The sequence below is a fragment of the Microbulbifer variabilis genome (assembly GCF_020524905.1).
Lineage (GTDB): Bacteria > Pseudomonadota > Gammaproteobacteria > Pseudomonadales > Cellvibrionaceae > Microbulbifer > Microbulbifer variabilis_A.
Genome location: NZ_JAIVKI010000002.1, coordinates 196,349 through 221,380 on the forward strand (window position 1 = coordinate 196,349; position 25,032 = coordinate 221,380).

A 25,032-nucleotide genomic window follows, 5' to 3' on the forward strand; every position below is an offset into this window, starting at 1 on the left:
CGCCAGCACCAATTGAGGATAACAAAATGGATAGAAGAAAATTTCTCCAGCTCAGCGGTGCCGGCCTGGGTGTTTCCATGTTGCCGCTGTCCGGCAATCTGGTGGCCGAGAGTAAACTGACGCAAAGCGGAATCGATCTTGCAGTTAAAAAAGAATTTGCCGATGTGGCCCTGAATACCGCCACGAAACTCGGCGCTACTTATGCCGATGTGCGCATTGGCCGCTACCTGAACCAGTACGTGGTTACCCGCGAGATGAAGGTCCAGGATGTGGTGAATACCGAATCTATCGGTATGGGTATTCGGGTCATTGCCAACGGCACCTGGGGTTTTGCCGCTACCAATGACCTGACTGCCGATGGCGTCGCCCGCGCCACCCGCCAGGCGGTTGCCACCGCCAAGGCCAACGCCAAGTACCAGCAGGAGCCAGTACAACTGGCCCCGGTAAAAGGCCACGGCGAAATCAGCTGGCAGACACCAATCCAAAAAAATGCCATGCAGATCCCTCTGGCCGACAAGGTGGATCTATTGATGGACGTGAATAAGTCCGCAATGGATGCGGGTGCCAGCTTTATCAACTCCATGCTGTACCTGGTCAACGAGCAAAAGTATTTTGCCTCTACCGACGGCTCCTATATCGACCAGGATGTTCACCGTTTGTGGGCGCCCTTCTGGGTAACTGCGGTGGACAAGAAAACCGGCGGCTTTCGCAACCGCCAGGGCCTCAGCCAGCCAGTAGGACGCGGCTTTGAATACCTGGATGGCCGCGCCGAAGACAAGATCCAATCGCAGACGGTGCTCTACCGCGATTCCTATGATATGGCCGAAGATGCACGCCTGGCGGCGCAACAGGCCAAGGAAAAGCTCACCGCTAAATCGGTAAAACCAGGCAAGTACGACCTGGTGCTGGACCCAAGCCACCTTTGGCTCACTATCCATGAATCCGTCGGCCACCCGCTGGAACTGGACCGCGTGCTCGGCTATGAGGCCAACTTCGCCGGCACCTCTTTTGCCACTATGGATAAATGGCGCAGTGGCAAATTCCAATACGGCAGCGAAAAGGTCAATATTTTTGCCGATAAGGTGCAGCCCGGCTCCCTTGGCGCCGTCGGCTATGACGATGAGGGCGTGAAAACCGATAAATGGGATCTGATAAAGGACGGCGTTCTGGTGAACTACCAGGCCATCCGCGATCAGGTGCATATGCTGGGGCAGAAGGAATCCCAGGGCTGCTGCTACGCCGACAGCTGGTCCAGCGTGCAATTCCAGCGTATGGCCAACGTCTCGCTATCACCAGGCAAGAAAGAGCTGAGCGTTGACGACATGATCAAGGATGTGGAGAAAGGCATCTACATTATCGGTGACGGCTCCTTCTCTATCGACCAGCAGCGCTACAACTTCCAGTTCGGTGGTCAGCTGTTCTACGAAATTGAAGACGGCAAAATTACCGGCATGGTGGAGGACGTCGCTTACCAGTCCAACACCCAGGAATTCTGGAATGCCTGCTCGCAGGTATGTGACAAACGCGACTACCGTCTGGGAGGCTCTTTCTTTGATGGCAAGGGGCAGCCCAGCCAGAGCAGTGCCGTATCCCACGGCAGTGCCACCGCTCGTTTTAACGGTATCAATGTGATCAACACCAAGCGCAAGCTGGGATGATCATTGATCCATGCTGGCGGCAGACCGAAAACCGGTCAGCTCCCAGCATTGAAAAAAGTAGGTAGAAGGAAAGAAGGTGCTCCGTTCGGGACCGTATGAGGCATGGATGCCGATTACGAGCGTACAGGGATGTATTCACAGCATGTCTCGAACGGAGCACCTTCTTCCCTTCGCTCCCGACAATAAAAACCAACGCAGTAATAGAGTTATCCCGTGTCCCTCACCCGCAAGGCTTTTCTCCAGCGCCTGATCCTGGGTAGCTGCGCTGCAGCGCTGCCACTGGGTACACGCGCGCAAAATACCGCCCCGGGTAGCGCGCCGGAACTCTACGATTTTTATTTCACCCGCTTAATGTACGAGTCCGGTGACTGGGATGTGGATCAGCGCATGCCCTCTAACCTGCTCAACTCGCTAGTGGAATACACCAACCTCAGGGTCGATCCCAAAGAACACATAGTGCCGCTGGCCGATAAGAAAATGCTGCTGGCCCCTTTCTGCTATCTGGCCGGTCACAAGCTGGTGCAGTTCACCAAGGAAGAGGCAAAGAATTTTCGCGATTACGTCAATCGCGGCGGCTTTGTATTTGTCGACGACTGCAACCACGATATCGACGGTCTCTTTGCCAAATCCTTCGAAACACAAATGGCCGAGCTGTTTGGCAAAGACTGCCTGCAAAAACTCCCCGATGATCACGACCTCTACCGCTGTTTCTTCCAATTTGATGAATTGCCGGTAACCAGCTTTGAGTTAAATGGCTGGGGCGATGATCTGGTACACGATTATCTAAAAGCCATTGTTGTTAACGGCCGCATCGCCGTGCTCTACAGCAACAAGGATTTCGGCTGCGAATGGGACTACGACTACCGCAACAAGCGCTGGCTTGCCATCGACAACACAAAATTTGCGGTGAACCTTGTTATTTACGCACTGACGAGCTGATTATGCTGACCACCCTGGAAAATAGTATCGAAGAACAACTTCACAGCCTCGACAATCTGCAACAGGAGATTGCGCGGGTAATTGTCGGCCAGAAGCCCGTAGTGGAGCAGATGCTGATCTGCCTGTTGGCCGGGGGACACGCCCTGCTCGAAGGGGTGCCGGGGTTGGGTAAAACCCTGCTGGTAAAAACCCTCGCCGATGCCAGTGCGCTGGATTTTAAGCGGGTGCAGTTCACCCCGGATTTAATGCCCGGAGATATTCTCGGCAGTGAGATCCTCGAAGAGGATCACAGCACCGGCAAACGCTTTTTTAAATTCCAGCGTGGCCCGGTATTTACCAATATCCTGCTCGCCGATGAAATTAACCGCACGCCGCCGAAGACCCAGGCAGCCCTATTGGAGTCCATGCAGGAGGGCTCGGTAACCGTGGGTGGCAAAACGCTGAAATTGCCCGATCCCTATTTCGTGCTGGCCACACAAAATCCCATCGAACAGGCCGGCACTTATCCGCTGCCGGAGGCGCAGCTAGACCGCTTCCTGTTAAATATTCATATCGACTATCCCGATGAGCAGGATGAAGTGGAAATCCTGCGCTCCACTACCGGGGCCGCCAGAGTCAAACCCAGCCCCAGCTTGGATGCGGAGCAATTGCGCGAAATGCAGCAACTGGTGCGGGAAATTCATGTGAGCGACGACTTGTACCGCTACGTGGCGGCACTAGTGCGCGCCACCCGCATGGAAACCAGCGGTAGCGATACCCTGCAACAGTGGATCAAGTGGGGCGCCGGTCCCCGAGCGGGGCAGGCTCTGATTCTCGCCGCCAAGGCACGGGCCCTTTTGCAGCGGCGCCTCGCCGTCACCCGTGAGGATATCCGCAGCCTGCTACTGCCAGTATTGCGCCACCGCGTGCTGCTCAGCTTCCAGGCCCAGGCCGATGGCGTACAGATGCCACAGCTGATTGACGCATTACTAGCAGCGGTGCCTGAACCGGGCCGGGACTGATCGACATGGAATACCTGTCCCCCAAAACCCTGGCCAGTTGTCGCGATCTGGTGTGGCTGTCGCGGCATATCGCCGAGGGCGTGATGCTCGGTGTGCAACACAGCCAGCGCCGTGGCACCGGTCTGGAATTTCACCAATACCGCGGCTATCAAGCGGGTGACTCCATCCGCCATATCGACTGGAAACTGTTCGCCCGCAGCGATCGCTACTTTGTGCGCGAGACCGAGCAGGAGAGCCGCATGCACCTGTGCTTTGTGCTCGATACCAGTGCCTCTCTGGGCCAGGCGAGCTTTATCGAGCCCAGCCTGAATAAACTGCATTACGCCAAATGCTGGATCGCCAGCCTGTGCTGGCTGCTCAACGCCCAGGGAGATAGCTTTTCCCTACTGGCATTTAACAACCGACAGACCGTTTATGTGCCCGAAGGCCGGGGCGAGGGCCACCAACGCCAAATCGCCCTGCAACTACAAAAACTTAAAGCTAGCGACCACTGGCCAGATCCTTCTCAGCTGGCGCCGCTGTGGCAATACTTCGAACGCCCCTGCCAGGTGGTGTTGCTGAGTGATTTTTTTCAACAGGGTAATGAGATCAGCGATTTTGCCGCACGCCTGCATGCCGCCGGCCGCCCCTGCCTACCACTGCAGTTGTTAGTGGAAGCCGAACAGACCTTTCCCTTTGGTGGAGAGCTAAAGCTGCTCAATCCAGAAGTAAGCGCCAGTACTCCCGCAACTTTAGAAGTGGACGCCGAGCGACAACGCCAGTCTTATCTGGACGCTTTTGCCCAAGCACAGAGCGAGTTAAAAGCGCGCTTTGCCGCGCAGGCCTGTTCACTACAGACCGATCTTATCGAGCAGCCTGTGGAAAAGTCATTGCGGCAATTTATTCAACTGCACGACAGGTTGTGCTGAGATGTTGTGGATAACTAACGTATTTCAATCCCCACAGTGGCTATGGCTTTTCACAGCCCTGATTATCCCTATCGCCATTCATTTGCTGCGTCGAAGTAATCCACAGCAGATCTCCTTTGCTGCGCTGCAATGGGTACAAAGATATTCACAGAGTCGCGCTCACCGCCCCATTGTGGATAACAAGTGGCTACTGCTATTGCGCCTACTAATCGTCGCCCTGCTGGCAAGTTTGTTAGCACAGCCGCTGATAAAACGGGAAATTTATCCCCAAGAGGGGGTGATACTGTTGGACCCCAGAATTGAGTCGAGCGAAGCGAATACATTTATCCACAGTTCACTACCGCAGCTTCTAGGGGAAGATTACAAAGTACTGTGGTTATCCCCAGAAACGCCTTCCATAACCGCACCCCCACCACAAAATGTGGACCTGTGGAAAACTCTAACGCAGCTATCACGTCGCGCGGATTTACGCAGGGCTCATATCCTGTTGATAAACAACGGGGTTCCAACTTCCCATCAAGCACTGAGAGTCAGCCCCCACTGGCAGTGGCACAGCCTCGATAAACCATCCACAGCTCTAAGCCCAGTGTTACCGAGTATCGCTTTAATGGGCAAAGCGCCCGATTGGTGGGCGCCAGTGCTGGAAGACTGGCACAGCAGCATGCCGGGACTATCGGTGCACATTCTGGAACAAGAAGAGGCGCCCAGCGTCGGGCAAACGGATTGGCTTATCTACACAGACACCGCTCCCCTGCCACAAGCTTTGCTGGAGTTTGTGACAAGCGGCGGCCTGTTAATCACCGACAACAGTATCCCACCTTTCGATAACCTCAACTTCGATACGGTGGATAACAGTCAATCAATTCAGGCGGCCTCAATTGGACGGGGGAGCTGGCTGCGCTACCAAGACGACTGGCACAGCGAGGCGTTTTATCGCCGCGCAGATTTGCCTGAACGCTTATGGCAGCAATGGTCTGGGCAAGACTGGGCGCTACAGCACCAAAATCGTGGCCACTGGTCTGCTAACGCAATAGGGGCAGACATAGCTGGGGCAGACCTTCCTGTAGCAGATACTGAAGTGGAAAACCGTCGAATTAAACAACTGCAACCCTGGTTGATCATCGCCTTACTGTTACTGCTGGCTTTTGAACGCCTAATTGCCCTATCGCGGTCTCCAGCCAATATGGCAACCAGACGTAACAGAGTGGCAAGCCATGGATAAGAGCCTGCCAACCATGGATGCTGTGCGTAGACGCTGGCAACTGACAGCCCTGCGACCCTACCTCTGGCTCGCCACCGGCCTCAGCCTTCTGGCCGGCTTCGGTGTTTTTGTAATTGGCTGGCCCCAGTGGCTATTGCCCGCCTGGCTTGGAATTGTTGTTACAGCAATTCTATTGGATCGCACCTGGCGCCCAAGCTCTAACCGCCTATGCCGACAATTGGATGGTCAATATCCACAGCTGCAAGACAGCAGCCAGCTGCTTAGGCAGCAGGAAACCAACCTAAGTCCATTGCAGCAATTGCAGCGTGCGCGTGTCGAAACAGAGCTGCGACAATTACTGAAAAGTGGCGATAAATCATCTTTCGGTCCAAAAAGACTGCGCAGTGCCCTGGCAAATGCCTTCGGTGCCTGCTTGGGACTATTGTTATTTGTACTGAGCGATTCTCACGTCATTGGGGAAAAAACCGAGACCACGCAACAAAATACCGCTATTCCCGTTGTCGAAGTAACACGCGCGGCAACCTATATCCAGCCGCCCGCCTACACTGGGCTCGCAGACGACAGCCAATCCCTACAAGTCGATGTACCAGAGCAATCCAAAGTCGAGTGGCAACTTGAATTGAATCAGCCTGTGCAAGGACTGGAAATGTTGGCCGAAGCTGAGCGCTTTGCCTTTTCTCCGCTAGGTGGTCTACCTAGTAAAAAATGGCAATTACAACGCACTATCGCCAAGGCAGACTTTTACCAGCTCTCAGTGCAACTCGCGGAGAGCCAAATACTATTGCCGGAAATTCACAATATCCGAGCGCAAAAAGATAATGCCCCTGAGTTTACCTTTGAGGCTCCCAGTCTGCGCGTCGATACCATTCAAGGGAGCACCGAAGATATTCCCGTGAAAGTGATCATTAATGATGATTATCAGGTGAGCTCTGCGGATTTATTGGTCACCCTCACCAGCGGCACCGGGGAAAATTTACGCTTTCGCGAGGAGCGCATTGCACTCACCAGCTTGCAGTCCGCTCCTTTATCTATAAGCCCCTCGGCAAACAATAAAGAAGTTCGTTACGATTTCACCCTGCCCATCCACCGGTTTTCCATGGAGGCGGGCGATGAACTCTATTGGTATCTTGAAGCCAGGGATAACCGGGAGCCCAGCGCTAACGTGGCCAAGAGTCAGCACTTTATTTTGCGTTGGCCACAGGAGGAAATTTTTGGGCTGAGCGATAGCGAAGGTATGGCGATTAAAGTCTTGCCGGAGTATTTCCGCAGCCAACGCCAACTGATTATTGATACCGAAGCTCTATTAGCTGAGCGCGAGCAGTTACAGCCGGAGGAGTTTCGCAAACGCTCTGAAGGCTTGGCCTATGAACAGAATCTGTTGCGTTTGCGCTACGGCCGTTTTCTCGGTGAGGAGGATTCAGAAGAGGGACACCCTGAAGAAGAGGGTGAACAGCACACGTCTGAAGAGGAATCCGAACACGACGATAGTCACCATTATTCAGAGAAGAATGAACATAAGGCACACAGCGAAGAAACTGCCACTCCTTTTGCCCAGCGGGATTCCCATTTCGAACAGGCAGCTCGCATAGCCGCCTCTGCCGGACATCTACATGACAGTTCTGAACATGCCACCCTGTTTGACCCACAAACCAAGGAGTTACTGCGCAGCGCTCTGAATGCTATGTGGAGTTCCTGGCGCGACCTTTCAGTAATAGAACCTCAGGCCTCCCTGCCCCATCAGCACCGGGCTCTGCGCTTTATCAAGGAAGTACAACAGGCCTCGCGTATTTACTTGCAGAGAATTGGCTTCGAAGCGCCGCCCATAGACGAAAGCCGCCGCTTCAGCGGAGAAAGGGAAGAAGTAGCGCCTGAAACCGTTAGCAGTGCCTTTGAACAAAAACAAAGAGCACAGCTGCTCACCTTAATGGAACAGGTAAGGGTTGGGATCGAACTCGACCCGGAGTTGGTAAAGCAAGTCAATAAACTCGCCGCAAAGCAATCACAAGATCTCGGCTTGGAGCTCTCCAAACAGCTGCGCTTATACCAACAGCGCCACCAACAACCAGACTGCGCCGACTGCAAGGGCTCCCTTAATCAGCTGCTTTATCAGTTACTGCCTGCACCGGAGTCTGCGCCTTCACTGCCTTTACAAACCGAAGCAAATGGCCATTTCAGCCGTTGGCTACACAAGCAGGGGGAGACGTAACTGTGATTGAGTTATTGATACCCGCCCTATGCCTGTTGGCCTGTATAGCATCACTTTTACTGTTGCGACACCGTCGACGTGCCAAACCACTCGACTGTGGCCTGCAACTAGCCATTTGGTTCAGTGCCTGGATGCTCTGGCAGCCTCCGCCAATAATTCCTGCCGAGCACCATATCTCTGTCGATAGCAAAGCGCTGGCGAGCTCACATCCGCTAAATCTCAAAGGGGTGGAAAGTATCTCTCTCAATGGCAAGCCACTCAGCCGCGACAACCTGCGAGACCTGGCACCGGTGCGCCTGGAGTTATCAAAGACCCAGTTATCGAATACCGGCTGGGAGTTCGACTGGCAGCGGCAAATTACCTTGGGGGGTTCTCTAAAGTTAAAGATTTACAGCAGACAACCACTGGCAGAAAACACACAAATTAGCCTGCTAAATCCCTACGGCCATATCGAGGAAAATCTTGAGCTGCATGCGGGAGAAAAAGTACAGGCACAACTCACCACCACGCCAAAACTTGCAGGTCCCCAGCTATACCGAGTACGAATTGAAAGCAAAGCTGGCGGGTCCCATTCAAATCCCTTACCCATTCTGGTGCGGGAACCGCTCCAGCCCAAAGTATTGCTTTGGCTCGCACGCCCTTCTTTCGAGACAGCCGCCCTTTCCCGCTGGTTACGTCAATCCGGCGTTCCAGCACAGGTGATGACTCAGTTGGCACCTAAAATTATAAGAAAAGAAACCCTGAATAGATTGCCATTTATCGAGTCTGCGGACTTACTTGTAGACGAGAGCCCCTTCGATTTAATAATTCTTGATAGTAGTTTGTGGCCACAATTTTCCATTGAGCAAAAGCATCGGCTCAACGCAATAGCCACAACAAAGTCACTATTGTGGTTGGTCAGTGACGATAGCTCTGAAGAGTTTCTCCAATACGCCGCTGCCCATTCCATGCCTCTACAAAAGGGAGAAGCTACCCAATTACATTCTGGCTTTGGCTACCAAAAAGCGAACAACCCGGGGACTCCCACATTGCGCAATCTTGGCTTTATAGCCGTGCAGCCCGGCTCCAGTGACTTCTTACTAGGAAATGGAGAAGTCCCTCTTTTCTGGGGGCGTTCGACCGAAACTCAGCACCTGGGTTTTATCCTATTTAGCGACAGCCATCGTTGGCTAACAAGCGGCTTTACTGCGGAATTTGCCAGTTTGTGGAAATCCATTGTCGATTATCAACTCAAGTATTTGGGCAGCCAGCGGTCAGTAACTCTCTCCGATGAATTACCCCGTATACATGAACGCCTCACCCTGTGCAGCCCAAAATTTTCTAACCAGAGCCCATTCGTATTTAGCTCTCAAGCTGAGCCCCAACCTAGCGGCGGGACCGCTGTAGGCAGTAATACCCGGGGCCAGTGCTACAGCTTCTGGCCACAGAGTTCTGGCTGGCATCAGCTTAAGACGGATATAAAGGGTGAAGCGGCATTGGATTTCTATATTTTTGCCAAAGAGGACTGGCCCTTGTGGCAGCGATCTATAAATACCAAAGAAACTCGGCAAATGGCCACCGCACGTTTAGGACCAACAGCAAGTAATCACTCAAGCAAAATACCGCTTGAACGCCAGTGGCCGGCCCTGATTTTGCTATTACTAGTGTGCATTAGCTGGTGGCGGGAGCGCAGCCTAATTAAATAAATCACTATCTTGAGGACTGCGCCGAAGGTTTATTACCCGGCTGTGCTTCCTGCTTGGGGAATATCAGCTGATCGACGGGATATCCCATCGCCTTAGCCTTCTGCAAAAACTGCTCCAGCACATCCTTTGGCATAGTCGGAGTGCGGGACAGTATCCACAAATAGGATTTGTTATAGCCGGATACCATCGCATATTGATAGTCATCCGACAGGGCGATAACGATATAGGAAGAATAGAAAGGTCCAAAAAAAGAGACTTTCAAATGGCCAACATCCTTGGGACCGACAAACTCAGCCTTCCCTTCCACAAGCTGCCAGGCATCGCGCCCTTGCGAATAGCCGGTATTGACCACCGCGACAGACCCATCGGGGTTGAGGCTGTAATCCGCAGTTACCAATGTCAGGCCCCGCTCAAAGGAATGATCCAGGCGAGCAATCTCATACCAATGGCCTAAATAACGCTGTAGTTGGAAATTTTGTACTGGCTCTACCCCCTCCGGTACCCGTGTGCAGGCTCCCAGCCATAGGAAGGAAAATAGCAATAATCCCAACGAAAACAGCTTCATTTAGCGACTCCCAGCAAATCCGCCCGCGAATCAGGATAAAAGACAGGTGTTTCACAAGGTCAGGATAGTTTCCATCATGGGTATTTCCCCCATAAAAAAACCACCGCGAGGGTGGTTTCTTTAACATTGGACAGACCAACTTATTTTTCTACGAAAGCACGCTCGATCACATACTCATGAGGCACACCTGCACGTGTTTCCTTGAATCCCCAGTCATCTAGGATATTGGTGAGATCCTTCAACATCGCCGGGCTACCGCACAACATAAAGCGGTCATCTTCAACATTCGGCTTTGGCAAACCCAAATCTGTGAAGAGCTTGCCAGACAACATCAGGTCGGTCAGGCGTCCGGTATTGCGATAGGGCTCACGGGTCACAGTCGGATAGTAGAGCAATTGCTCGCGTACCATTTCGCCAAAGTACTCGTGCTCCGGCAACTCATTCTCAATATGCTCCTGATAGGCCAGCTCGGAAACATAGCGAACACCGTGGGTAAGTATCACCTGGTCAAAGCGTTCGTAGACAGTGGGGTCTTTGATAATGCTCATGAAAGGTGCCAAACCAGTACCCGTAGACAGCAACCAAAGGCGCTTGCCGGGTAGCAAGTGATCCGCAACCAAAGTTCCGGTGGGCTTCTGGCTCACGTAGATCTCATCGCCCGGCACAATCTTCTGCAGGCGGGATGTCAGGGGACCATCGGGTACCTTGATGCTGAAGAATTCCAGCTCATCCTCGTAATTTGCGCTGGCAATGGAGTAGGCGCGCAGTAATGGGCGACCATTGTCCTGCTGCAGACCGATCATTGTGAAATGTCCGTTCTCAAAGCGAAAACCCGAATCCCGGGTGGTCTTAAAGCTAAACAGGGTGTCGTTCCAATGATGGACTTCCAACACCTTCTCTATATTCAATTTGGACATAAACTTAAAACCGGTTATTCCACGAGTCTCTTGATAGTTGAATTTTAGCCCTGGAAGATCTATTGGCAAAGTGGGATATTTCGATATTCCTTATCTATTTTAACGATCAAGTGGAGATTTCCCTTTGCGCTATACCTTGCGCCAACTGGAGGTGTTCTTGGCCTGTGCCCACCACGAGAATGTGAGCCGTGCAGCCGAGAGCCTGAGCATGTCACAATCTGCCGCCTCCACCGCCCTAAAAGAGTTTGAACAACAGTTTGAGCTGCGCCTGTTTGAGCGCACCGGCAAGCGCTTGCGCCTGAATGAGCTGGGTAGGCAACTATGGCCTAGGGCGGAAGAGCTGCTGGAACGGGCACAGGAACTGGAACAGAGCCTGGCCAGTCATCGAGATCTGGGGCGACTAAAAATTGGCGCAACCCTAACCATTGGCAATTACCTGGCTGCGAACGTAATGGCGCGCTACATGGAGGAGCAACCCGGCACACGCGTGGAGCTGGAGGTCGCCAATACCTCGGCAATAACAGAGCGGGTGCTCAACTTTGAGTTAGACCTTGGGCTTATTGAGGGCGAATTTAACCACCCGGATCTGGAAATGATTCCCTGGCGCAGCGACGAACTGGTCGTCTTTTGTGCCCCCTCTCATCCCCTGGCCAAGCGCAAGCGCCTGACAGACAGAGATCTGCTCAAAGCCACCTGGATTACCCGGGAACCCGGTTCTGGCACACGCCAGACTTTTGAGCGAGCAATGGTCGGATTACTTCCAAACCTCCATATTTTGTTGGAACTGCAGCATACAGAGGCAATTAAGCGAGCCGTGGAAGCTGGGCTCGGCATCAGCTGCCTATCCAGGGTCTCTTTAGCCGACGCTCTTAAGCGGGGGTCATTGATCGAATTGCCGGTAACACAAAGAGATTTCCATAGAGAGTTTTACTTCGCCCTGCATCGGCAAAAATATAGGAGTGCGGGGATTGAGCGGTGGCTGGAGTTATGTCAATCAATCGGAAACAATTAAATGAATCCCTTTAAAGTGTTTAGTTCTTCCAAAGGCTACAATATGAACTGCTTAAAATTTTGCTTTTGACGGCAACATACATCTGTCTCAATGTCGAGAAAATTTAAGATGACTGATGGGTAAAAAATGAATATTGAGTCCCTTTATCTTACTTTTCGACAAAGAGATTACCTACTCTAAAGTTCGTCTAACCACTATTTTCAGGCTGTTTTATCTGGTAAATTATCGCGCATAAAAAATCGACAATTTATCAATTTGGCTACCTCTGTATACTTCCCAGCAGTTGTAGTATTCCTTTGAGGCTATATGAATATCAGCAGATTTAAAGTCGTACTAGCTGGTACAATTTTAGGTATTTCATCTTTAGCAATGGCAAAAGATGTCGTTAAGGTCAATTCAGCAGCGCACTATCATGATGAGAAAGTAATTGCTGCCAATATACTTAGTGAATGCCCGGATCTAGGTTCACAGTTTTCTAATTCAGCTCAGAAGTTTCTTAGTAAATATGGCTACTATATCTCCTCAACGCCTGAACTAGATCTTCAGTCAGAAGGCTATAGCCTCAAACTAAGCATTCTCAATGCCCAGAGCTCTGGTAACGCTTGGTTAGGGCATCGGAAATCGGTATCAATTGAAGCTGAGCTTTACAATAACGGAATATTAGTAGATAGCTTTAATAATACCAGGAATTCTAGTGGCGGATTTGGTGCAAATTTTAAAAATTCTTGCCAAGTTCTCCAACGTTGCGTTCATACACTTGGTAATGATGTAGCCAAGTGGATGAAGGAAAATCACGAAATTTAATCTTAAAACTACCAACAAGAAATTTAAATGAAAAATTTTAAGAAAATATTCTTCTCTGCGGCTTTTGTATTAACTCTCGCTGGTTGCACCAGTAACCCGGTCATGAACATACAAGAAAGAAGTATTCCTGACCGTCTTGATGGTTCTGCCCAAACTCAGGACACCATTAAAAAATCAATTATCGCGGGATGTATTGCAAGAAATTGGATTTGTCGCGAGGTCGCTCCAGGACAAATAACAGCTTCAATTAATGTTCGCAAACATCATGCTGAAGCAGATATAAAATACGATATGGATAGTTATAGTATTACTTATAAAGATAGCGACATGCTGGATTATAGCGAAAAATATTACACTATCCATAGAAACTATAATCGCTGGGTAAGAAATTTAAATGATGCGATTATTAAAGAACTATCCATCTAAATAAATATTTCCCCGGTAACATTTACATTACCGGGGAAATATTCACCCGAGTCAAACTGTTAAATTTTCACTCCGAAATTTATGACGAATGGCATATCGATACCATCATTATCATCAAACAGGTTAGCATTAGAGAAATGCTTCCAAGAAACCATGAGTACCAAATCTTCCTTACTTTTCCAGTTTATTCTTGCCCCATACCCCACTTGTGCCTGGAAAGAAAAATTATTGTCTTGTCTACGATTACCTAACTGATTGCTTGAAATATAACTAGGTCCCAGTGCTCGTACAAAAAAATAGGGTTGTCCCCAACTCCTTTGTCGAGGATATAGATTTAATTGAGGATAAATAGAAAAGGCTCTTAGATGTTTACTCTCTTCGGCATCCGTACTTACTTCAGTGTAACTTACACCTATATCAATATGCTGCCGATAACTTTTCTCAAACGTTTTAAATGAGTAATCTACACCAAAGGTTTTGTTATTTTGCTTGGAATCGGGCTGTGGTCCACCACCAAGACTCAACAAAAATTCACCAGCGGAAACAGGCTGAGCCAAGAAGATTATCGAAATTACAGCCAGTATCCACTTCATCTGCTATCCCTTATTTAAAGTTCTATTATCTATTAATTAAGTACTTCGTTTAAAGATAAGCGAAGTATTTATTCCACCAAAAGCGAAATTATTACTCATGACATATTCTGTATCGATATGCTTGCCAAGCCCTTGGATATATTCCAAGTCGGCACAATCAGAGTCAACCTCTGCCAAATTCATTGTGGGATGGAACCAACCATTGCGCATCATCTGGATACTTGTCCAAGCTTCCAAAGCGCCGCAGGCGCCTAGAGTATGGCCGGTATAACTTTTGAGGGAACTGATAGGCACAGCACGACCAAACGCATTGCGAGTCGCATGGCTCTCGGCGATATCTCCTCGATCCGTGGCAGTACCATGTGCACTGACATAACCAATCTCATTAGCATCTACACCAGATTGAGCTATTGCTTGCTCCAGAGCTACTTGCATAGTCGCCGACTGAGGTTGGGTAACATGGCTACCATCGGAGTTGGTCCCAAAGCCAACAACTTCCGCATAAATTTTCGCTCCACGTGCAACAGCGTGTTCATACTCCTCCAGAATCAGTGTGCCAGCGCCTTCTCCGATCACCAATCCATCCCGGTTTCGATCAAAGGGACGTGGAGTGGCTTCAGGTGTATCATTTTTTGTTGAGGTAGCATAAAGGGTATCGAATACCGCTGCCTCTGTTGCACACAGCTCCTCTGCGCCACCAGCGACCATAATGGTCTGGCTACCATTGCGGATCGCCTCGTAGGCATACCCAATTCCCTGACTACCAGAAGTACAAGCGGAGCTAGTGGTATAAACCCGCCCACATAAGCCAAAAAATACTCCGATATTGACCGCAGCCGTGTGAGACATCATTTTTATATAGCTGGTGGCATTCAGCCCATCAGTACGATGATTTAGTAGCATATTGCCGAAGTCAGCGATTGCAGCTGGAGTTCCCGCAGAAGAACCATAGGCGACACCGGCAGCGCCACTTTTGAGAATTGGATCATCCAGTAATCCAGCATCCTGAAGAGCAATCTCACTCGCGCAAACTGCCATTAATGAAACACGTCCCATACTTCGAACGCGTTTGCGGTTATAATGAGATGGCTTTTCAAAGTCTTTTACTGGGGCACCAAGACGAGTTTCAAGTCCTTCATACTTGTCCCAGTCTTCCATATAAACAATTCCAGAACGACGGCTCTGCAAAGACTCACTAACCGACCCCCAATCTTGGCCGATTGGAGATATTCCGGCCATTCCTGTAACAACAACACGCTTCATTAGCAGAGACCACCATTTACGGAAATAACTTGACGGGTAATGTAAGCAGCTCGTTCATGCATCAAAAAGGCTACAGTCGCTGCGACTTCTTCAGGCTTACCCATTCTGCGGGCAGGTACCATTTTTAATATGTCTTCAACGGGCAAGTCTTCATCCAGCATGTCGGTATCAATAAGGCCCGGAGCAACACAATTTACAGTTATTTTTCGCTTAGCCAGCTCCAGCGCGAGCGCTTTACTCGCACCAATCAAGCCAGCTTTAGATGCGGAATAATTTACCTGTCCCCGGTTTCCCGCGATACCAGATACCGAAGTCATCACAACAATTCGACCGGGAGCACGGCGTCTAACCAGCGGCATGGTCAGGGGATGTAAGACGTTGTAGAAGCCATCCAGATTGGTGTGTACGACGGAATCCCAATCCTCGGCAGGCATTGCGGGAAAAGCGTTGTCAGCAGTTACACCTGCATTGCACACAACCCCGTAGTAACAGCCGTGAGCCTCAATATCTTCCAGCAAAATATCTCTGGCCTGGTTCCGATCAGAAATATCAAACTGCAGAATTCTGCTTCTCTGTCCTAACTTAGTAATTTCCTTTGCGACCTCTTCGGCTTGGTCACTTCGGCTGCGACAATGTAAAACGATGTTGTAGCCATCTTCTGCCAGCTGAAGTGCAATTGCCCGACCTATGCCACGGCTTGAGCCCGTAACTAAAATCCACTCAGACATTTAATTTCTACCTTTCAAATACTGTTCAACATTATCGGGTTGAAATACATTTAACCGTGCAGTTTGCTCGATAGCGGGCCCCGTTATTTCACACTCAAATGTCGCCATGCCATTCTCAGCCTGCAGCAGACGCTGGACATTAATTGTCAATTCTTCACCACAGCGATAACTTTCAACATTAGATAAAAATTTACGGGTACCCAATAGAAAGCCCAGGCGAACCTCTTCACCTCGTTCCTTCGCGTGGTAGCCGGAAAATGCCGCTATTGTCTGGGCCATATACTCAATTCCCACATAGGCGGGAACATGGCCATTGCGAGAAAAAATTCCGTCATCTCGAACCCGCAATTTTGCCTGTAGTTGTTCCTCACCTACTGACACTACTTCATCGAGAAGTGACATATTTCCACTATGTGGAACTAATTCTTCAGCAATATATTTTTGCACGTATTTTACCTCTGACTCCCTAAAATTACCGAGCAGTTACTCCCACCAAATGCAAAGGAGTTACTCATTACATAGCGCAATTTTCCAGGAGCTTTGCACCCCTGATACAGGTTTAGCCGCACAATCTCTGGATCATATTGACCATCATACTGATGGGGGGGAAGTTGATCATGTTGAAGAGCAAGCCAACAAAAGGCCGCTTCAAGAGCACCAGCGGCACCCAATGTGTGCCCGGTTAAAGGTTTAGTGGAAGAGCAAGGCAGCTCGCTTCCAAACACCCTCTCAACGGCTAAAGCCTCCATTGAGTCATTATGCGGTGTACCAGTACCATGGAGGTTTAGATAATCAATATCAGTTGCATCTAAGCTCGCATTTTCCAGTGCTCCGCGCATACAGGCCTCCGCACCGCGCCCCTCTGGATCTGGAGCCGAAATATGGTGGGCATCGGACGTGGCAGCAACACCGGATAAAACCACAGGCCCTGGTTCTTTGGTCATCACAAATATTGCACCGGCTTCCCCAAGGTTAATGCCATCCCTATTAACACTAAAAGGATTGGTCCGACCGGCACTGAGTGCTCCCAAGCTATGAAAGCCTCGAATCGTCATACCACAAAGAGAGTCCACACCACCAACAACGACAGCATCACAAATATCGGTAAAGAGAAGACGTCGGGCGCTGGCAAGGGCATTGGCACTGGATGAACACGCTGTAGAAACTGTAAGTCTTACGCCTTGCACACCCAGGTACTTTGCTACAAAACTACTAAGACCCGCCATTTGTTGTTGAAGGCGATAATTATAGCCCGTGTCTCTTTTACCACTAAGGTAGGATTCACCAGAATCGATGCCAGAGGTTGAGGTTCCCATAACCACTCCAACTCGGCCTGCACCATATCTTTCAATCAGGCCACCGATCTCTGATTCGATTTGCTCCAGTGCAGCCAAAGCGAGCTGATTATTACGGCAATGATAAGCTCGTAGCGAATCCGGTAATTCTGGCAACTTCCCCTTCACAATACCCAGGTTTCCCAGATAGTTTGGTAATCGGCTTTCATCGGGTTGCATAGAAGAACCATCACCGCGAAACAGGGAGTTTGCTACCGATTCAGCAGAATCTCCCATGGTACAAATGATGCCCATATGATTAAGATAGAAATTTGTCATACCTAAAAATTCCTGATGCTTAACCTGTAACCAAGTCGTTTATGCTCCAGTTCAATTTGGGCTTCCCAAATATCATTAGTACTGAAGCGTGCCTCTGTAGTCACTTGCCCATTATGGAAAAGCTGACGGGTATAAGTCCCGTCAACTATGGACTCTTCCAGCTTCCAACCAACAGGTAATTGTTCTTGCAGCTGAGGAACAGGCCAGTATACGAATTGGAGGTCTGCTAACAATTTTTCAGGTGGCAGGCTCGTCGCTTTACGCATGTAGTAATGAGTGCTGATCTCGTTACCGTCATATATGACATCCAACAGACTCATACCCTCAGGGCTGAGCAACGAAACTTTCAAGTGTTCTGCAGAGAGCAAAGTGGCAGCAATCACTTCATACACATTGTTTTGATAGACAATGCGCAAATGCTGATTCAGCTGACGCGTTTGCTCAACTAAAAGAGGAGCCAGAGGCCAACTTTTTGGCTTATCATTTGCTACCCTTGGGGAAATACAACCCACGAGAGTCAGAATACTAATAAAAAGTACTAACCAGCGGAGCATATTTCCACCAGCGTATTTAATCTGCGCTCCGCTGCAACAACAAACGGATTTTTCTTATCCCAGGCATAGCCAGCCAATATTGAGCAAATCATTCTTTTAATTTCTTTTTGCTCGGTCTGATAAAAAATTACATCCTGAAAACGGCCGTCATACCAAGCCTTAACATATGTTTTAAAAACTTCGACACCGTGCTTCAAGGGTTCAGAAAACTCTTTATCCCAATCAACAGTCTCGCCAGAAAGCTGACGATGTAGACACTCAGCAGCTAATTCTGATGATTTCATTGCGATGGTAACGCCGGATGAAAACACGGGATCCAGGAATTCACCGGCATTTCCCAAAAGGGCAAAACCTGGACCTGCCAGCTTGGTTACATTGCTTGAATATCCACGAATACGTTGAATCTCGGAATCAAACTTTGCATGGCGTAAGGTTTTTTCCAGAGATGGTGCAGACGAGATAGCACCTTTCAAAATCTGCTCTGGTTCCTGTCCCCAAGCTGCTATTTTTTCCTTCTCACCAACAACTCCAATAGAAGCTCTGCCATCGGCAAAGGGTATTAACCAGTACCAAATATCCCTCTCACTAGGATGAACTGTGATAAGAATTTTATCTCTATCAAAATTATTATCGGTAATATTATCTTCTACATGTGTGAATACGGATTCACGTACAGGAAACTCTGATGGACGATCCAGATCCAAAAATTTTGGTAGAACACGACCAAAACCACTCGCATCCAGGACAAAACGGCCGTAAAAAGCAAGCTTTTCGCCATTGTGCTCTGCGATCAGCTCTGCACTATTTTCCGAAATATCCACTGAAACTATAGAATGACGATAGTAAATTATTACTCCCTGGCGCTCGGCTTCATCGGCCAATATTTTGTCAAACTTGGCTCGCTGCACCTGGAAAGTAGTACCATGTCCTGGTGAGAATTTTTCACGGAAGTCAAATGAAGTACGAGCACCGCCGCATTCGAAAGCAGCGCCATTTTTAAATTGGAAGCCGGCTGATTTTACCGCCTCCAACATATCCGCGTTTTCAAGGGATTCCATACATTGTGCCAGCAAACTCTCACCTATAGAGAAGCGAGGGAACATCTCACGCTCAACTATCGAGACACGCCAGCCATTTCTAGCCAACAAAGCACCCGCTACTGCTCCAGCAGGTCCGGCACCAATAATAACAACATCTGATTTAATTTCCTTCATTGGCTATTATCCTTTACCCCGTGTACAAAAATATAAAAATGCCAATATCAAGGTTAATACTGTACCCACAGCAAGAACTAACCCAAAATTTGCGATAGCCGGTGTGGCAGATAATGCCAGTAACCCAAAGCCTAACAAGGTTGTTAACCCAGCCATAGCGATAGCTAACAACGTATAATGTTGCTCTTCTTTCTGGCTTGTATGACTAAATATTGCGTAATCAATGCCTATACCAAAAACGAGTAACAAGGCTGCAACATGGAATAAATTAATTGCTGCCCCCAGAAAAATAATTATCGCTAAAGTGCCCAATACAGCACTGGAAGGCATAACAACAATACTTAAAGATTTACTTATTCCAACTCTGAAAACAGTTACAAAAAATACAACTGCGAATATTAATGGTAGCAACTGTAATAGTAGGTCACGTTGTTGCGACATAATTTCCGAGATACTCTTGGTGGTATCTACATAAACAACACCTGGTATTAATTCTAAACTAGAAAGTTCATCCTTCAGACCATAAATACGTACTATAGAATAACAGTCATTATCTTCACAGCCTAACCAAAGTCCTTGGTATTGACGGCTCGCTACTGACAGCCAGTCAGAGAAGCTTAGTGTATAGAAAGGTTTGTTTTTTGACTCTATTTGCTGATCTATCTCTCGCTTTGAATATCCAAGCTGCTGATAGAAAGATCTCGCTGCATCTCCTCGATAAAATTTCGAGAGTAGATTCCAATCAGATATCTGAACCTCTTTTGGAGGTACGCGATTTGTAACCCCTTGAAAGCCACTGATTATCTGCTTTTCTACTAACCTGTTTAACTGACTTCTTAGCTGCCATTCTCTGCTCAATACTTCTTGTTCATCTTTACCAGAAATAAGGAAATAACGAGAGTCAGGCCGTGATTTAATCAATGAGTTAATATGAGCTTCATCCTGCTGCAGGAATTCTGGTGGTTGATAAAATAAAGACAAATCATCATTAAATTGGATTTTCTGAAGCGCTATAGCGCCCAAAACTAAAAAACCCACCAGTGGGAATAGATAGTAGCTAATATTTAATTTGAGCACCTGCTTGGAAAAGGATAAAGCTCTTGGTTTAATGTTAATCCAACTTGGAAAAAGTAAAATTACAGTCAACCAGGCACCAATTAATCCACAACCAACAAAAACTCCTATTTGTTTTAAAAGAGGGAATGGTGTCAAGGTAAGGGAGAAGAAGGCCAAGCAGCTTGATATCAAACCCAAGAGTAGGCTCGGCAGAATATCTTTATCCTTTGGCTCGCCAAGCCTCAATCTATTACAGATGAAATGAAATGCGTAGTCTATTGCCAGCCCAGAAATTGTAGAACCAAAAACAAAGGCCAATATATGTATTTGACCCAATATTATAATGACGCCGGAGATGCCGCTAATTACACCACAAAGAATTGCAAAAGTAGAAGCAATAAGAGGTTTTAGAGAACGAAAAACTAAAATACACAAAATACAAATAGTAATGATTGAGAGAGCACCAATCAGTCGTATTTCACTTTGTGCCAGCGCTGCTGCATATTCTGTGTGCAGGGGAGCTCCAGCTACAAGTAATGAGGATCCATTTTTAATGGCCCAAAGTTTTAGTTCTTTCTGTAAAGAAAGGAGCGATGAGTCACCATTCGTTGTCAAATCCACCGGTGCGGCTACAGTAAAAAGCAAGGTATAAACTTGCTTTTCCATCTTATGAATTGGAATACCATCAACGACTTCTGGAGTAACTCCTATATCAGACGTAAAATAATTACGAAACGTTGAAAAAGGATCCATCTCCAAATCAATTCCAGCACCATCAGGCCCATAGAGTTTACCGAGCTGGCGCCGCACGATCTGTTCTGGCCGATCATTAAAAATAGCTCTATCAATAGGACTTAGTAACTGCTGGCGCAGTGGGAAAAGTTGTTCCCATTCCTTTTTATAGTTTTCAGAATCGGCCCAACGATATTCTACAGACAATAAGGTTTTACTTGAATTTAGCTTGTTTGCCAGCACATGTGTATTTCTAGCTAAGTTCTGTACATCTTTTTCTTTAGAGACCAAAACCCAAATTAGACTACCTTGTAATTGCTGATTGACCTTTTTCTGAATCTTCTCACTACTCAGCGAGCTACTACTATCTGCTAACTGTAAAATATCTGTTTGAAGCCAGCCTTCATGATAACGAAATATCGTTAGAACTATAAGTAGGCCAACAAAACAAAACCAAATAGCAACTCGACGGGACATGAAATTATTTCTGGTTATCTTCGGAAAATTCACTCAAAAGTTGCCCATTATTTGGTTCAACTGAATGAAAATTTTCAATTTTTATTTCAGTGATGGCCTTGCTGGCTTCAGCCAGAGTAATTCTTCGAATTTTTTCATCACCTGTTACTTCAATCGATTGGATGATATTTCTAAAAGATTCCTGCTTGGGGACTAGCTTAATTTGCCAATACTCATCCTCAATTTTTGGATTCAAAATAAAAGATTGGCTAAGCTTTGAAAAATCACCATTGACAATCTGTATTAAGGGATCAGCTACATGGCTTTCTATAATATCATTAGGAGATTGACTATCATTTTCACTGCTAGCAATTTTAAAAATGCGATGTGACTCAATAGGGCTATTAATTCGCCAACTCAGTCCTATATTTTCAGAAACAGCTAAAATACCATTAGAAACCAGCGGCCTTGGCAATTGTGGCAGTATTTTTGTTTGAGAAAATGTACCAAGCATCTGCGGAGAAGAATCTACTTTTTGTTCTATCTCTTTTAAAGCTTGCAGTTGTTCTGAAGTCAAAGCAAAAACTACTGTGGAAATCAATAATGTAATTATAGATATGAATAGGAGACTGATGGATTTCACTAGTTAACTCCCAACTTTTCTAATAAAATTGGGGGCGAGGCAAACAACATTTCTGAGCTTTTGATTTCAACCGCTACTTGTACCGTATACCCTTTTGTCAACCGAACTCCTGTATCTCTATCTGTAATTGTGTAATTAATCTTAAATCGATTTTCATACTCGGATATCTCGGCATGAACAACAATCCATTGTTGAAAACGTAACGGTTTTACATAGCGCACTTGTAAATCGATTACCGGCCAGGCATAACCAGACTCTTTCATCTGTGGGTAGTTGTAATCCAGTTGATCAAGCAAAGAACAACGGGCAATTTCAAAGTACTTAGTATAATGCCCGTGCCAAGCCACCTCCATCATATCTACATCATGGAATGGAATTTGTAATTCAACTTGCGCGGACCATTTTTCTGGACGTCTCGATTTACTTGTTTTCATACAAGCGCCAATGCCTTTGTTGAATCAATGTAACAAACTTTCTTAAAGGCTGTTCAAGCTCTATGTCTTCCTCCAAGAAAGAAAACTCATCTGCTACCTGCGTAATTGTGTTATTAAGCGCAGTTGACAGTTTCTCCAAAGCCAGAGTGCCAGTATGAACACGAAGTTGTATGCCTTGCCACGCCACCATTAGCGCTGCAGCAGTTGTCTGTTCAGTTAGCTGTAATACCCTAATACAATCCCGAGCTGCAATTGTGCCCATGCTAACCTTATCCTGGTTGTGACATTCCGTAGACCTGGAAAAGACACTCGCGGGCATGGTTTGTTTTAATGCTTCAGCAGTCCAGGCACTAGCACCAATTTGAACAGCCTTAAACCCGTGGTTAATCGATCTACGGGACCCTGAAGCTCCGGATAAGTTAGCAGGCAGTCCATTATTAAACTTAACGTCAACCAGTTGGGCTATTTGTCGATCCAGTAAATCAGAAAGATTTGCTACCGCATTTTTCAGACTGTCCATGGCAAAAGCGATATGACCACCATAAAAATGCCCGCCGTGAAGTACTCTCTCATTCTCACCATCAATAATCGGATTGTCATTGGCACTGTTTAATTCATTATGAATAAACTGTTTAAACCACGGTAGGGAATCCTGTAATACACCAATTACATGGGGAGCACATCGCAATGAATAGCGGTCTTGCAATCGACTATTCTGTCTTGGTGCAGCACCTACATTTAGATCATCATGAATCCATTTTGCAATTTGGTTTTGACCAGGGTGAGGCTTCACAGCAAAAAGTGCACTATCGAAATGGTAGGCATTGCCATCTAAAGCAATACTCATCATAGAAGTAATACGAGCGCTTAATTGTGCAAGATATTCAGCGCGTTTATAAGCCAGACAAGCCAATCCAGTCATCGCAGCAGTGCCATTCATTATTGCCAACCCCTCTTTTGGGCGCAGCTTCAATGGCTCAATCTTCAGTTCACCAAATACTTCAGCGGTATCTCTCTGATCGCCCCGATACCAAACCTTTCGCTCTCCGCATAAAACTGCAGCAACGTAGGATAACGGGGTCAAATCACCACTGGCTCCAACTGAGCCCTCTTGTGGTATTACTGGTATGATGTCTTTTTGAAGTAGTAAAACAAGTTGCTGTAATAACCGATATCGAACTCCAGAACTACCTTTTGCAAGGCTGGCAATTCTTGCTGCAACGATTGCCCTACTCTGCTCAAGAGTAAAGACTTCCCCCATTCCACAACCATGAAAAGTGAACAACCGGTGAGGCAATTCTTCAACTAAGTCTGCGGGAATACTTTCGGTACAGGAGTCGCCATAACCAGTAGTTACACCATAAATCACGCCTTCCTTTTGCCAAAGGCTATCAAGGAATTCAGCACCGCGATTTATCCTGCTAACAAAACTCTCTTCCTCTGATAAAGAGATATCACCACGGCCAGCTGCGATAGTATTTACCTGGTCAATTGATAGATCTTTCCCATCAAAGACTATTTGGGTGCGTTGTAGTACTGCTGAATTCATTTTTGCTGATCCCAGAATGGGTAAAAGTTATACCATTGCAAAGGTGCTATCTGGCAATAGCGCTCTAACCTTCGTGCAAATTCCTCAACTAGGGAGCGGATATGTCCCTCTCGATCGCCACGCTTCATCACGACATGATCACAGAGTTTTTCCATATAGATATCGTAACCAGAGGCGCTACGGAGACAGAACAATGTATAAACCGGGCACTTTAATAAGGAGGCGAGAATGTAGGGACCCTGAGGAAAAGGTGCCCTACGCCCTAGAAACTCTGCCTTACAGGTACGTCCTAGCGAATTAATCGGCGTTCTATCACCAACAATTACGACTAGCTCTCCAGCTTCAACGGCCTCCGAGAGCCGCATTGCCAATGCCGGAGATACTTCAGTTACCTGAATAAGTCTTACCTGGCTAAGTGGGTTGAGCATCTTCATCATGCGATTAAACTTTACGGCATGTTTGGTATGCACCAATACATTTACCCGTACTTTGGTCAGGCTACCAAGTGCCCGGCATACCTCTAAATTTCCAAGGTGAGACCCGATAATCACACCACCCTGACCACTTGCTGCCAACTGGTGAAGGCCCGCTCTTTTTGGGAAATTAACCTGGCTATCAGGAATACCCACAAACCAGGCTTCCAGTTTTTCTCTAGCGCTATCTGCAAAATTGAGAAAAACTCTAAATCCTGACAACCAACTAGGCTTAATACTGCTATTTGGATAACGCTTTGCAAATAATTCCAAATACTCTTTTATCGAGTTCCGGCCACTATGATTCTTTACGTAGTAACACAGCACCACTGGATAAACCGCTAATTTGAAAGCAATAGGGCCCAATCTATGATGGAGCCA

Annotated in this window: 24 protein-coding genes; 10 read left to right on the plus strand and 14 right to left on the minus strand. The window is 47.6% G+C overall.

What is annotated here, in order from left to right:
* Window positions 1–26: 26 nt before the first annotated feature.
* The 7 genes from LC073_RS03840 to LC073_RS03870 all read left to right on the plus strand — a co-directional run bounded on the left by LC073_RS03840 (window position 27) and on the right by LC073_RS03870 (window position 9,619).
* On the plus strand, window positions 27–1,658 hold the full coding sequence (locus LC073_RS03840; RefSeq protein ID WP_226643694.1) for a TldD/PmbA family protein: 1,632 nt from the start codon (window positions 27–29) through the stop codon (window positions 1,656–1,658).
* 213 nt (window positions 1,659–1,871) lie between these two features.
* The gene (locus tag LC073_RS03845; RefSeq protein WP_226643696.1) at window positions 1,872–2,597 is read left to right on the plus strand and encodes a DUF4159 domain-containing protein; all 726 of its coding nucleotides are present in this window, start codon (window positions 1,872–1,874) and stop codon (window positions 2,595–2,597) included.
* Window positions 2,598–2,599: 2 nt separating this feature from the next.
* On the plus strand, window positions 2,600–3,598 hold the full coding sequence (locus LC073_RS03850; protein WP_226643697.1) for an AAA family ATPase: 999 nt from the start codon (window positions 2,600–2,602) through the stop codon (window positions 3,596–3,598).
* Window positions 3,599–3,603: 5 nt separating this feature from the next.
* Window positions 3,604–4,506, plus strand: a complete 903-nt coding sequence (locus LC073_RS03855; RefSeq protein ID WP_226643699.1) for a DUF58 domain-containing protein — start codon at window positions 3,604–3,606, stop codon at window positions 4,504–4,506.
* A gap of 1 nt (window position 4,507) precedes the next feature.
* Complete coding sequence (locus LC073_RS03860; RefSeq protein ID WP_226643701.1) at window positions 4,508–5,728, plus strand: BatA domain-containing protein; 1,221 nt, start codon at window positions 4,508–4,510, stop codon at window positions 5,726–5,728.
* Window positions 5,721–7,934, plus strand: coding sequence for a hypothetical protein (locus tag LC073_RS03865; protein ID WP_226643702.1), 2,214 nt, complete (start codon window positions 5,721–5,723; stop codon window positions 7,932–7,934). The genes LC073_RS03860 and LC073_RS03865 overlap by 8 nt, the downstream gene beginning before the upstream one ends.
* A 2-nt stretch (window positions 7,935–7,936) precedes the next feature.
* Window positions 7,937–9,619, plus strand: a complete 1,683-nt coding sequence (locus tag LC073_RS03870; RefSeq protein WP_226643703.1) for a hypothetical protein — start codon at window positions 7,937–7,939, stop codon at window positions 9,617–9,619.
* Between the two features lie 4 nt (window positions 9,620–9,623).
* Here the strand turns inward: LC073_RS03870 and LC073_RS03875 are convergent, their stop codons facing one another.
* Together LC073_RS03875 and LC073_RS03880 are read right to left on the minus strand one after the other, a co-directional pair.
* A complete protein-coding gene (locus LC073_RS03875) occupies window positions 9,624–10,184 on the minus strand; it encodes a lipocalin family protein (protein WP_226643704.1) in 561 nt (186 codons plus the stop codon).
* 140 nt (window positions 10,185–10,324) lie between these two features.
* Complete coding sequence (locus LC073_RS03880; RefSeq protein ID WP_226643707.1) at window positions 10,325–11,101, minus strand: ferredoxin--NADP reductase; 777 nt, start codon at window positions 11,099–11,101, stop codon at window positions 10,325–10,327.
* 124 nt (window positions 11,102–11,225) lie between these two features.
* Between LC073_RS03880 and LC073_RS03885 the strand changes: the two genes are divergently transcribed.
* From LC073_RS03885 to LC073_RS03895, 3 genes are all read left to right on the plus strand, one after another.
* On the plus strand, window positions 11,226–12,113 hold the full coding sequence (locus LC073_RS03885) for a LysR family transcriptional regulator (RefSeq protein WP_226643708.1): 888 nt from the start codon (window positions 11,226–11,228) through the stop codon (window positions 12,111–12,113).
* A gap of 306 nt (window positions 12,114–12,419) precedes the next feature.
* Window positions 12,420–12,917, plus strand: coding sequence for a hypothetical protein (locus LC073_RS03890; RefSeq protein ID WP_226643709.1), 498 nt, complete (start codon window positions 12,420–12,422; stop codon window positions 12,915–12,917).
* A 27-nt stretch (window positions 12,918–12,944) separates the two neighbouring features.
* Window positions 12,945–13,343, plus strand: a complete 399-nt coding sequence (locus LC073_RS03895) for a hypothetical protein (RefSeq protein WP_226643710.1) — start codon at window positions 12,945–12,947, stop codon at window positions 13,341–13,343.
* A gap of 59 nt (window positions 13,344–13,402) precedes the next feature.
* Here LC073_RS03895 and LC073_RS03900 read toward each other — a convergent pair whose 3' ends face one another.
* Genes LC073_RS03900 through LC073_RS03955 form a run of 12 tightly spaced genes read right to left on the minus strand, consistent with a single transcriptional unit; the run spans window position 13,403 to window position 24,924 of the window.
* Window positions 13,403–13,936: an acyloxyacyl hydrolase gene (locus tag LC073_RS03900; RefSeq protein ID WP_226643711.1), complete on the minus strand. Its 534-nt coding sequence runs from the start codon at window positions 13,934–13,936 to the stop codon at window positions 13,403–13,405.
* 36 nt (window positions 13,937–13,972) lie between these two features.
* Window positions 13,973–15,199: a beta-ketoacyl-ACP synthase gene (locus tag LC073_RS03905; RefSeq protein WP_226643712.1), complete on the minus strand. Its 1,227-nt coding sequence runs from the start codon at window positions 15,197–15,199 to the stop codon at window positions 13,973–13,975.
* A complete protein-coding gene (gene fabG, locus LC073_RS03910) occupies window positions 15,199–15,927 on the minus strand; it encodes a 3-oxoacyl-ACP reductase FabG (protein WP_226643714.1) in 729 nt (242 codons plus the stop codon). Before fabG ends, LC073_RS03905 begins: the two co-directional genes overlap by 1 nt.
* Window positions 15,928–16,374, minus strand: a complete 447-nt coding sequence (locus LC073_RS03915) for a hotdog family protein (RefSeq protein ID WP_226643716.1) — start codon at window positions 16,372–16,374, stop codon at window positions 15,928–15,930. It abuts the gene before it with no gap.
* A gap of 5 nt (window positions 16,375–16,379) precedes the next feature.
* Window positions 16,380–17,540, minus strand: coding sequence for a beta-ketoacyl-ACP synthase (locus LC073_RS03920; protein WP_226643718.1), 1,161 nt, complete (start codon window positions 17,538–17,540; stop codon window positions 16,380–16,382).
* Between the two features lie 2 nt (window positions 17,541–17,542).
* A complete protein-coding gene (locus LC073_RS03925) occupies window positions 17,543–18,094 on the minus strand; it encodes a DUF3261 domain-containing protein (RefSeq protein WP_226643720.1) in 552 nt (183 codons plus the stop codon).
* Window positions 18,079–19,308: an NAD(P)/FAD-dependent oxidoreductase gene (locus tag LC073_RS03930; RefSeq protein ID WP_226643722.1), complete on the minus strand. Its 1,230-nt coding sequence runs from the start codon at window positions 19,306–19,308 to the stop codon at window positions 18,079–18,081. Before LC073_RS03930 ends, LC073_RS03925 begins: the two co-directional genes overlap by 16 nt.
* Before the next feature lie 6 nt (window positions 19,309–19,314).
* Entirely contained in the window at window positions 19,315–21,573 is a 2,259-nt protein-coding gene (locus LC073_RS03935; RefSeq protein WP_226643724.1) for an MMPL family transporter, read from the minus strand.
* Window positions 21,574–21,577: 4 nt separating this feature from the next.
* Window positions 21,578–22,195 carry a LolA family protein gene (locus LC073_RS03940; RefSeq protein ID WP_226643726.1) on the minus strand — a complete coding sequence of 206 codons (618 nt, stop codon included), beginning with the start codon at window positions 22,193–22,195 and terminating at the stop codon, window positions 21,578–21,580.
* On the minus strand, window positions 22,195–22,629 hold the full coding sequence (locus LC073_RS03945; protein ID WP_226643728.1) for an acyl-CoA thioesterase: 435 nt from the start codon (window positions 22,627–22,629) through the stop codon (window positions 22,195–22,197). The genes LC073_RS03940 and LC073_RS03945 overlap by 1 nt, the downstream gene beginning before the upstream one ends.
* Window positions 22,616–24,178, minus strand: coding sequence for an HAL/PAL/TAL family ammonia-lyase (locus LC073_RS03950; RefSeq protein ID WP_226643730.1), 1,563 nt, complete (start codon window positions 24,176–24,178; stop codon window positions 22,616–22,618). The genes LC073_RS03945 and LC073_RS03950 overlap by 14 nt, the downstream gene beginning before the upstream one ends.
* Entirely contained in the window at window positions 24,175–24,924 is a 750-nt protein-coding gene (locus tag LC073_RS03955; RefSeq protein WP_226643732.1) for a hypothetical protein, read from the minus strand. The genes LC073_RS03950 and LC073_RS03955 overlap by 4 nt, the downstream gene beginning before the upstream one ends.
* Window positions 24,925–25,032: the final 108 nt, after the last annotated feature.

Coding starts and splice junctions, on each gene's coding strand:
- LC073_RS03840 (WP_226643694.1), top strand. CDS start 27: ATGGATAGAAGAAAATTTCTCCAGCTCAGCGGTGCCGGCCTGGGTGTT.
- LC073_RS03850 (WP_226643697.1), top strand. CDS start 2,600: ATGCTGACCACCCTGGAAAATAGTATCGAAGAACAACTTCACAGCCTC.
- LC073_RS03855 (WP_226643699.1), top strand. CDS start 3,604: ATGGAATACCTGTCCCCCAAAACCCTGGCCAGTTGTCGCGATCTGGTG.
- LC073_RS03860 (WP_226643701.1), top strand. CDS start 4,508: ATGTTGTGGATAACTAACGTATTTCAATCCCCACAGTGGCTATGGCTT.
- LC073_RS03865 (WP_226643702.1), top strand. CDS start 5,721: ATGGATAAGAGCCTGCCAACCATGGATGCTGTGCGTAGACGCTGGCAA.
- LC073_RS03875 (WP_226643704.1), bottom strand. CDS start 10,184: ATGAAGCTGTTTTCGTTGGGATTATTGCTATTTTCCTTCCTATGGCTG.
- LC073_RS03880 (WP_226643707.1), bottom strand. CDS start 11,101: ATGTCCAAATTGAATATAGAGAAGGTGTTGGAAGTCCATCATTGGAAC.
- LC073_RS03890 (WP_226643709.1), top strand. CDS start 12,420: ATGAATATCAGCAGATTTAAAGTCGTACTAGCTGGTACAATTTTAGGT.
- LC073_RS03895 (WP_226643710.1), top strand. CDS start 12,945: ATGAAAAATTTTAAGAAAATATTCTTCTCTGCGGCTTTTGTATTAACT.
- LC073_RS03900 (WP_226643711.1), bottom strand. CDS start 13,936: ATGAAGTGGATACTGGCTGTAATTTCGATAATCTTCTTGGCTCAGCCT.
- LC073_RS03905 (WP_226643712.1), bottom strand. CDS start 15,199: ATGAAGCGTGTTGTTGTTACAGGAATGGCCGGAATATCTCCAATCGGC.
- fabG (WP_226643714.1), bottom strand. CDS start 15,927: ATGTCTGAGTGGATTTTAGTTACGGGCTCAAGCCGTGGCATAGGTCGG.
- LC073_RS03920 (WP_226643718.1), bottom strand. CDS start 17,540: ATGACAAATTTCTATCTTAATCATATGGGCATCATTTGTACCATGGGA.
- LC073_RS03925 (WP_226643720.1), bottom strand. CDS start 18,094: ATGCTCCGCTGGTTAGTACTTTTTATTAGTATTCTGACTCTCGTGGGT.
- LC073_RS03930 (WP_226643722.1), bottom strand. CDS start 19,308: ATGAAGGAAATTAAATCAGATGTTGTTATTATTGGTGCCGGACCTGCT.
- LC073_RS03935 (WP_226643724.1), bottom strand. CDS start 21,573: ATGTCCCGTCGAGTTGCTATTTGGTTTTGTTTTGTTGGCCTACTTATA.
- LC073_RS03945 (WP_226643728.1), bottom strand. CDS start 22,629: ATGAAAACAAGTAAATCGAGACGTCCAGAAAAATGGTCCGCGCAAGTT.
- LC073_RS03950 (WP_226643730.1), bottom strand. CDS start 24,178: ATGAATTCAGCAGTACTACAACGCACCCAAATAGTCTTTGATGGGAAA.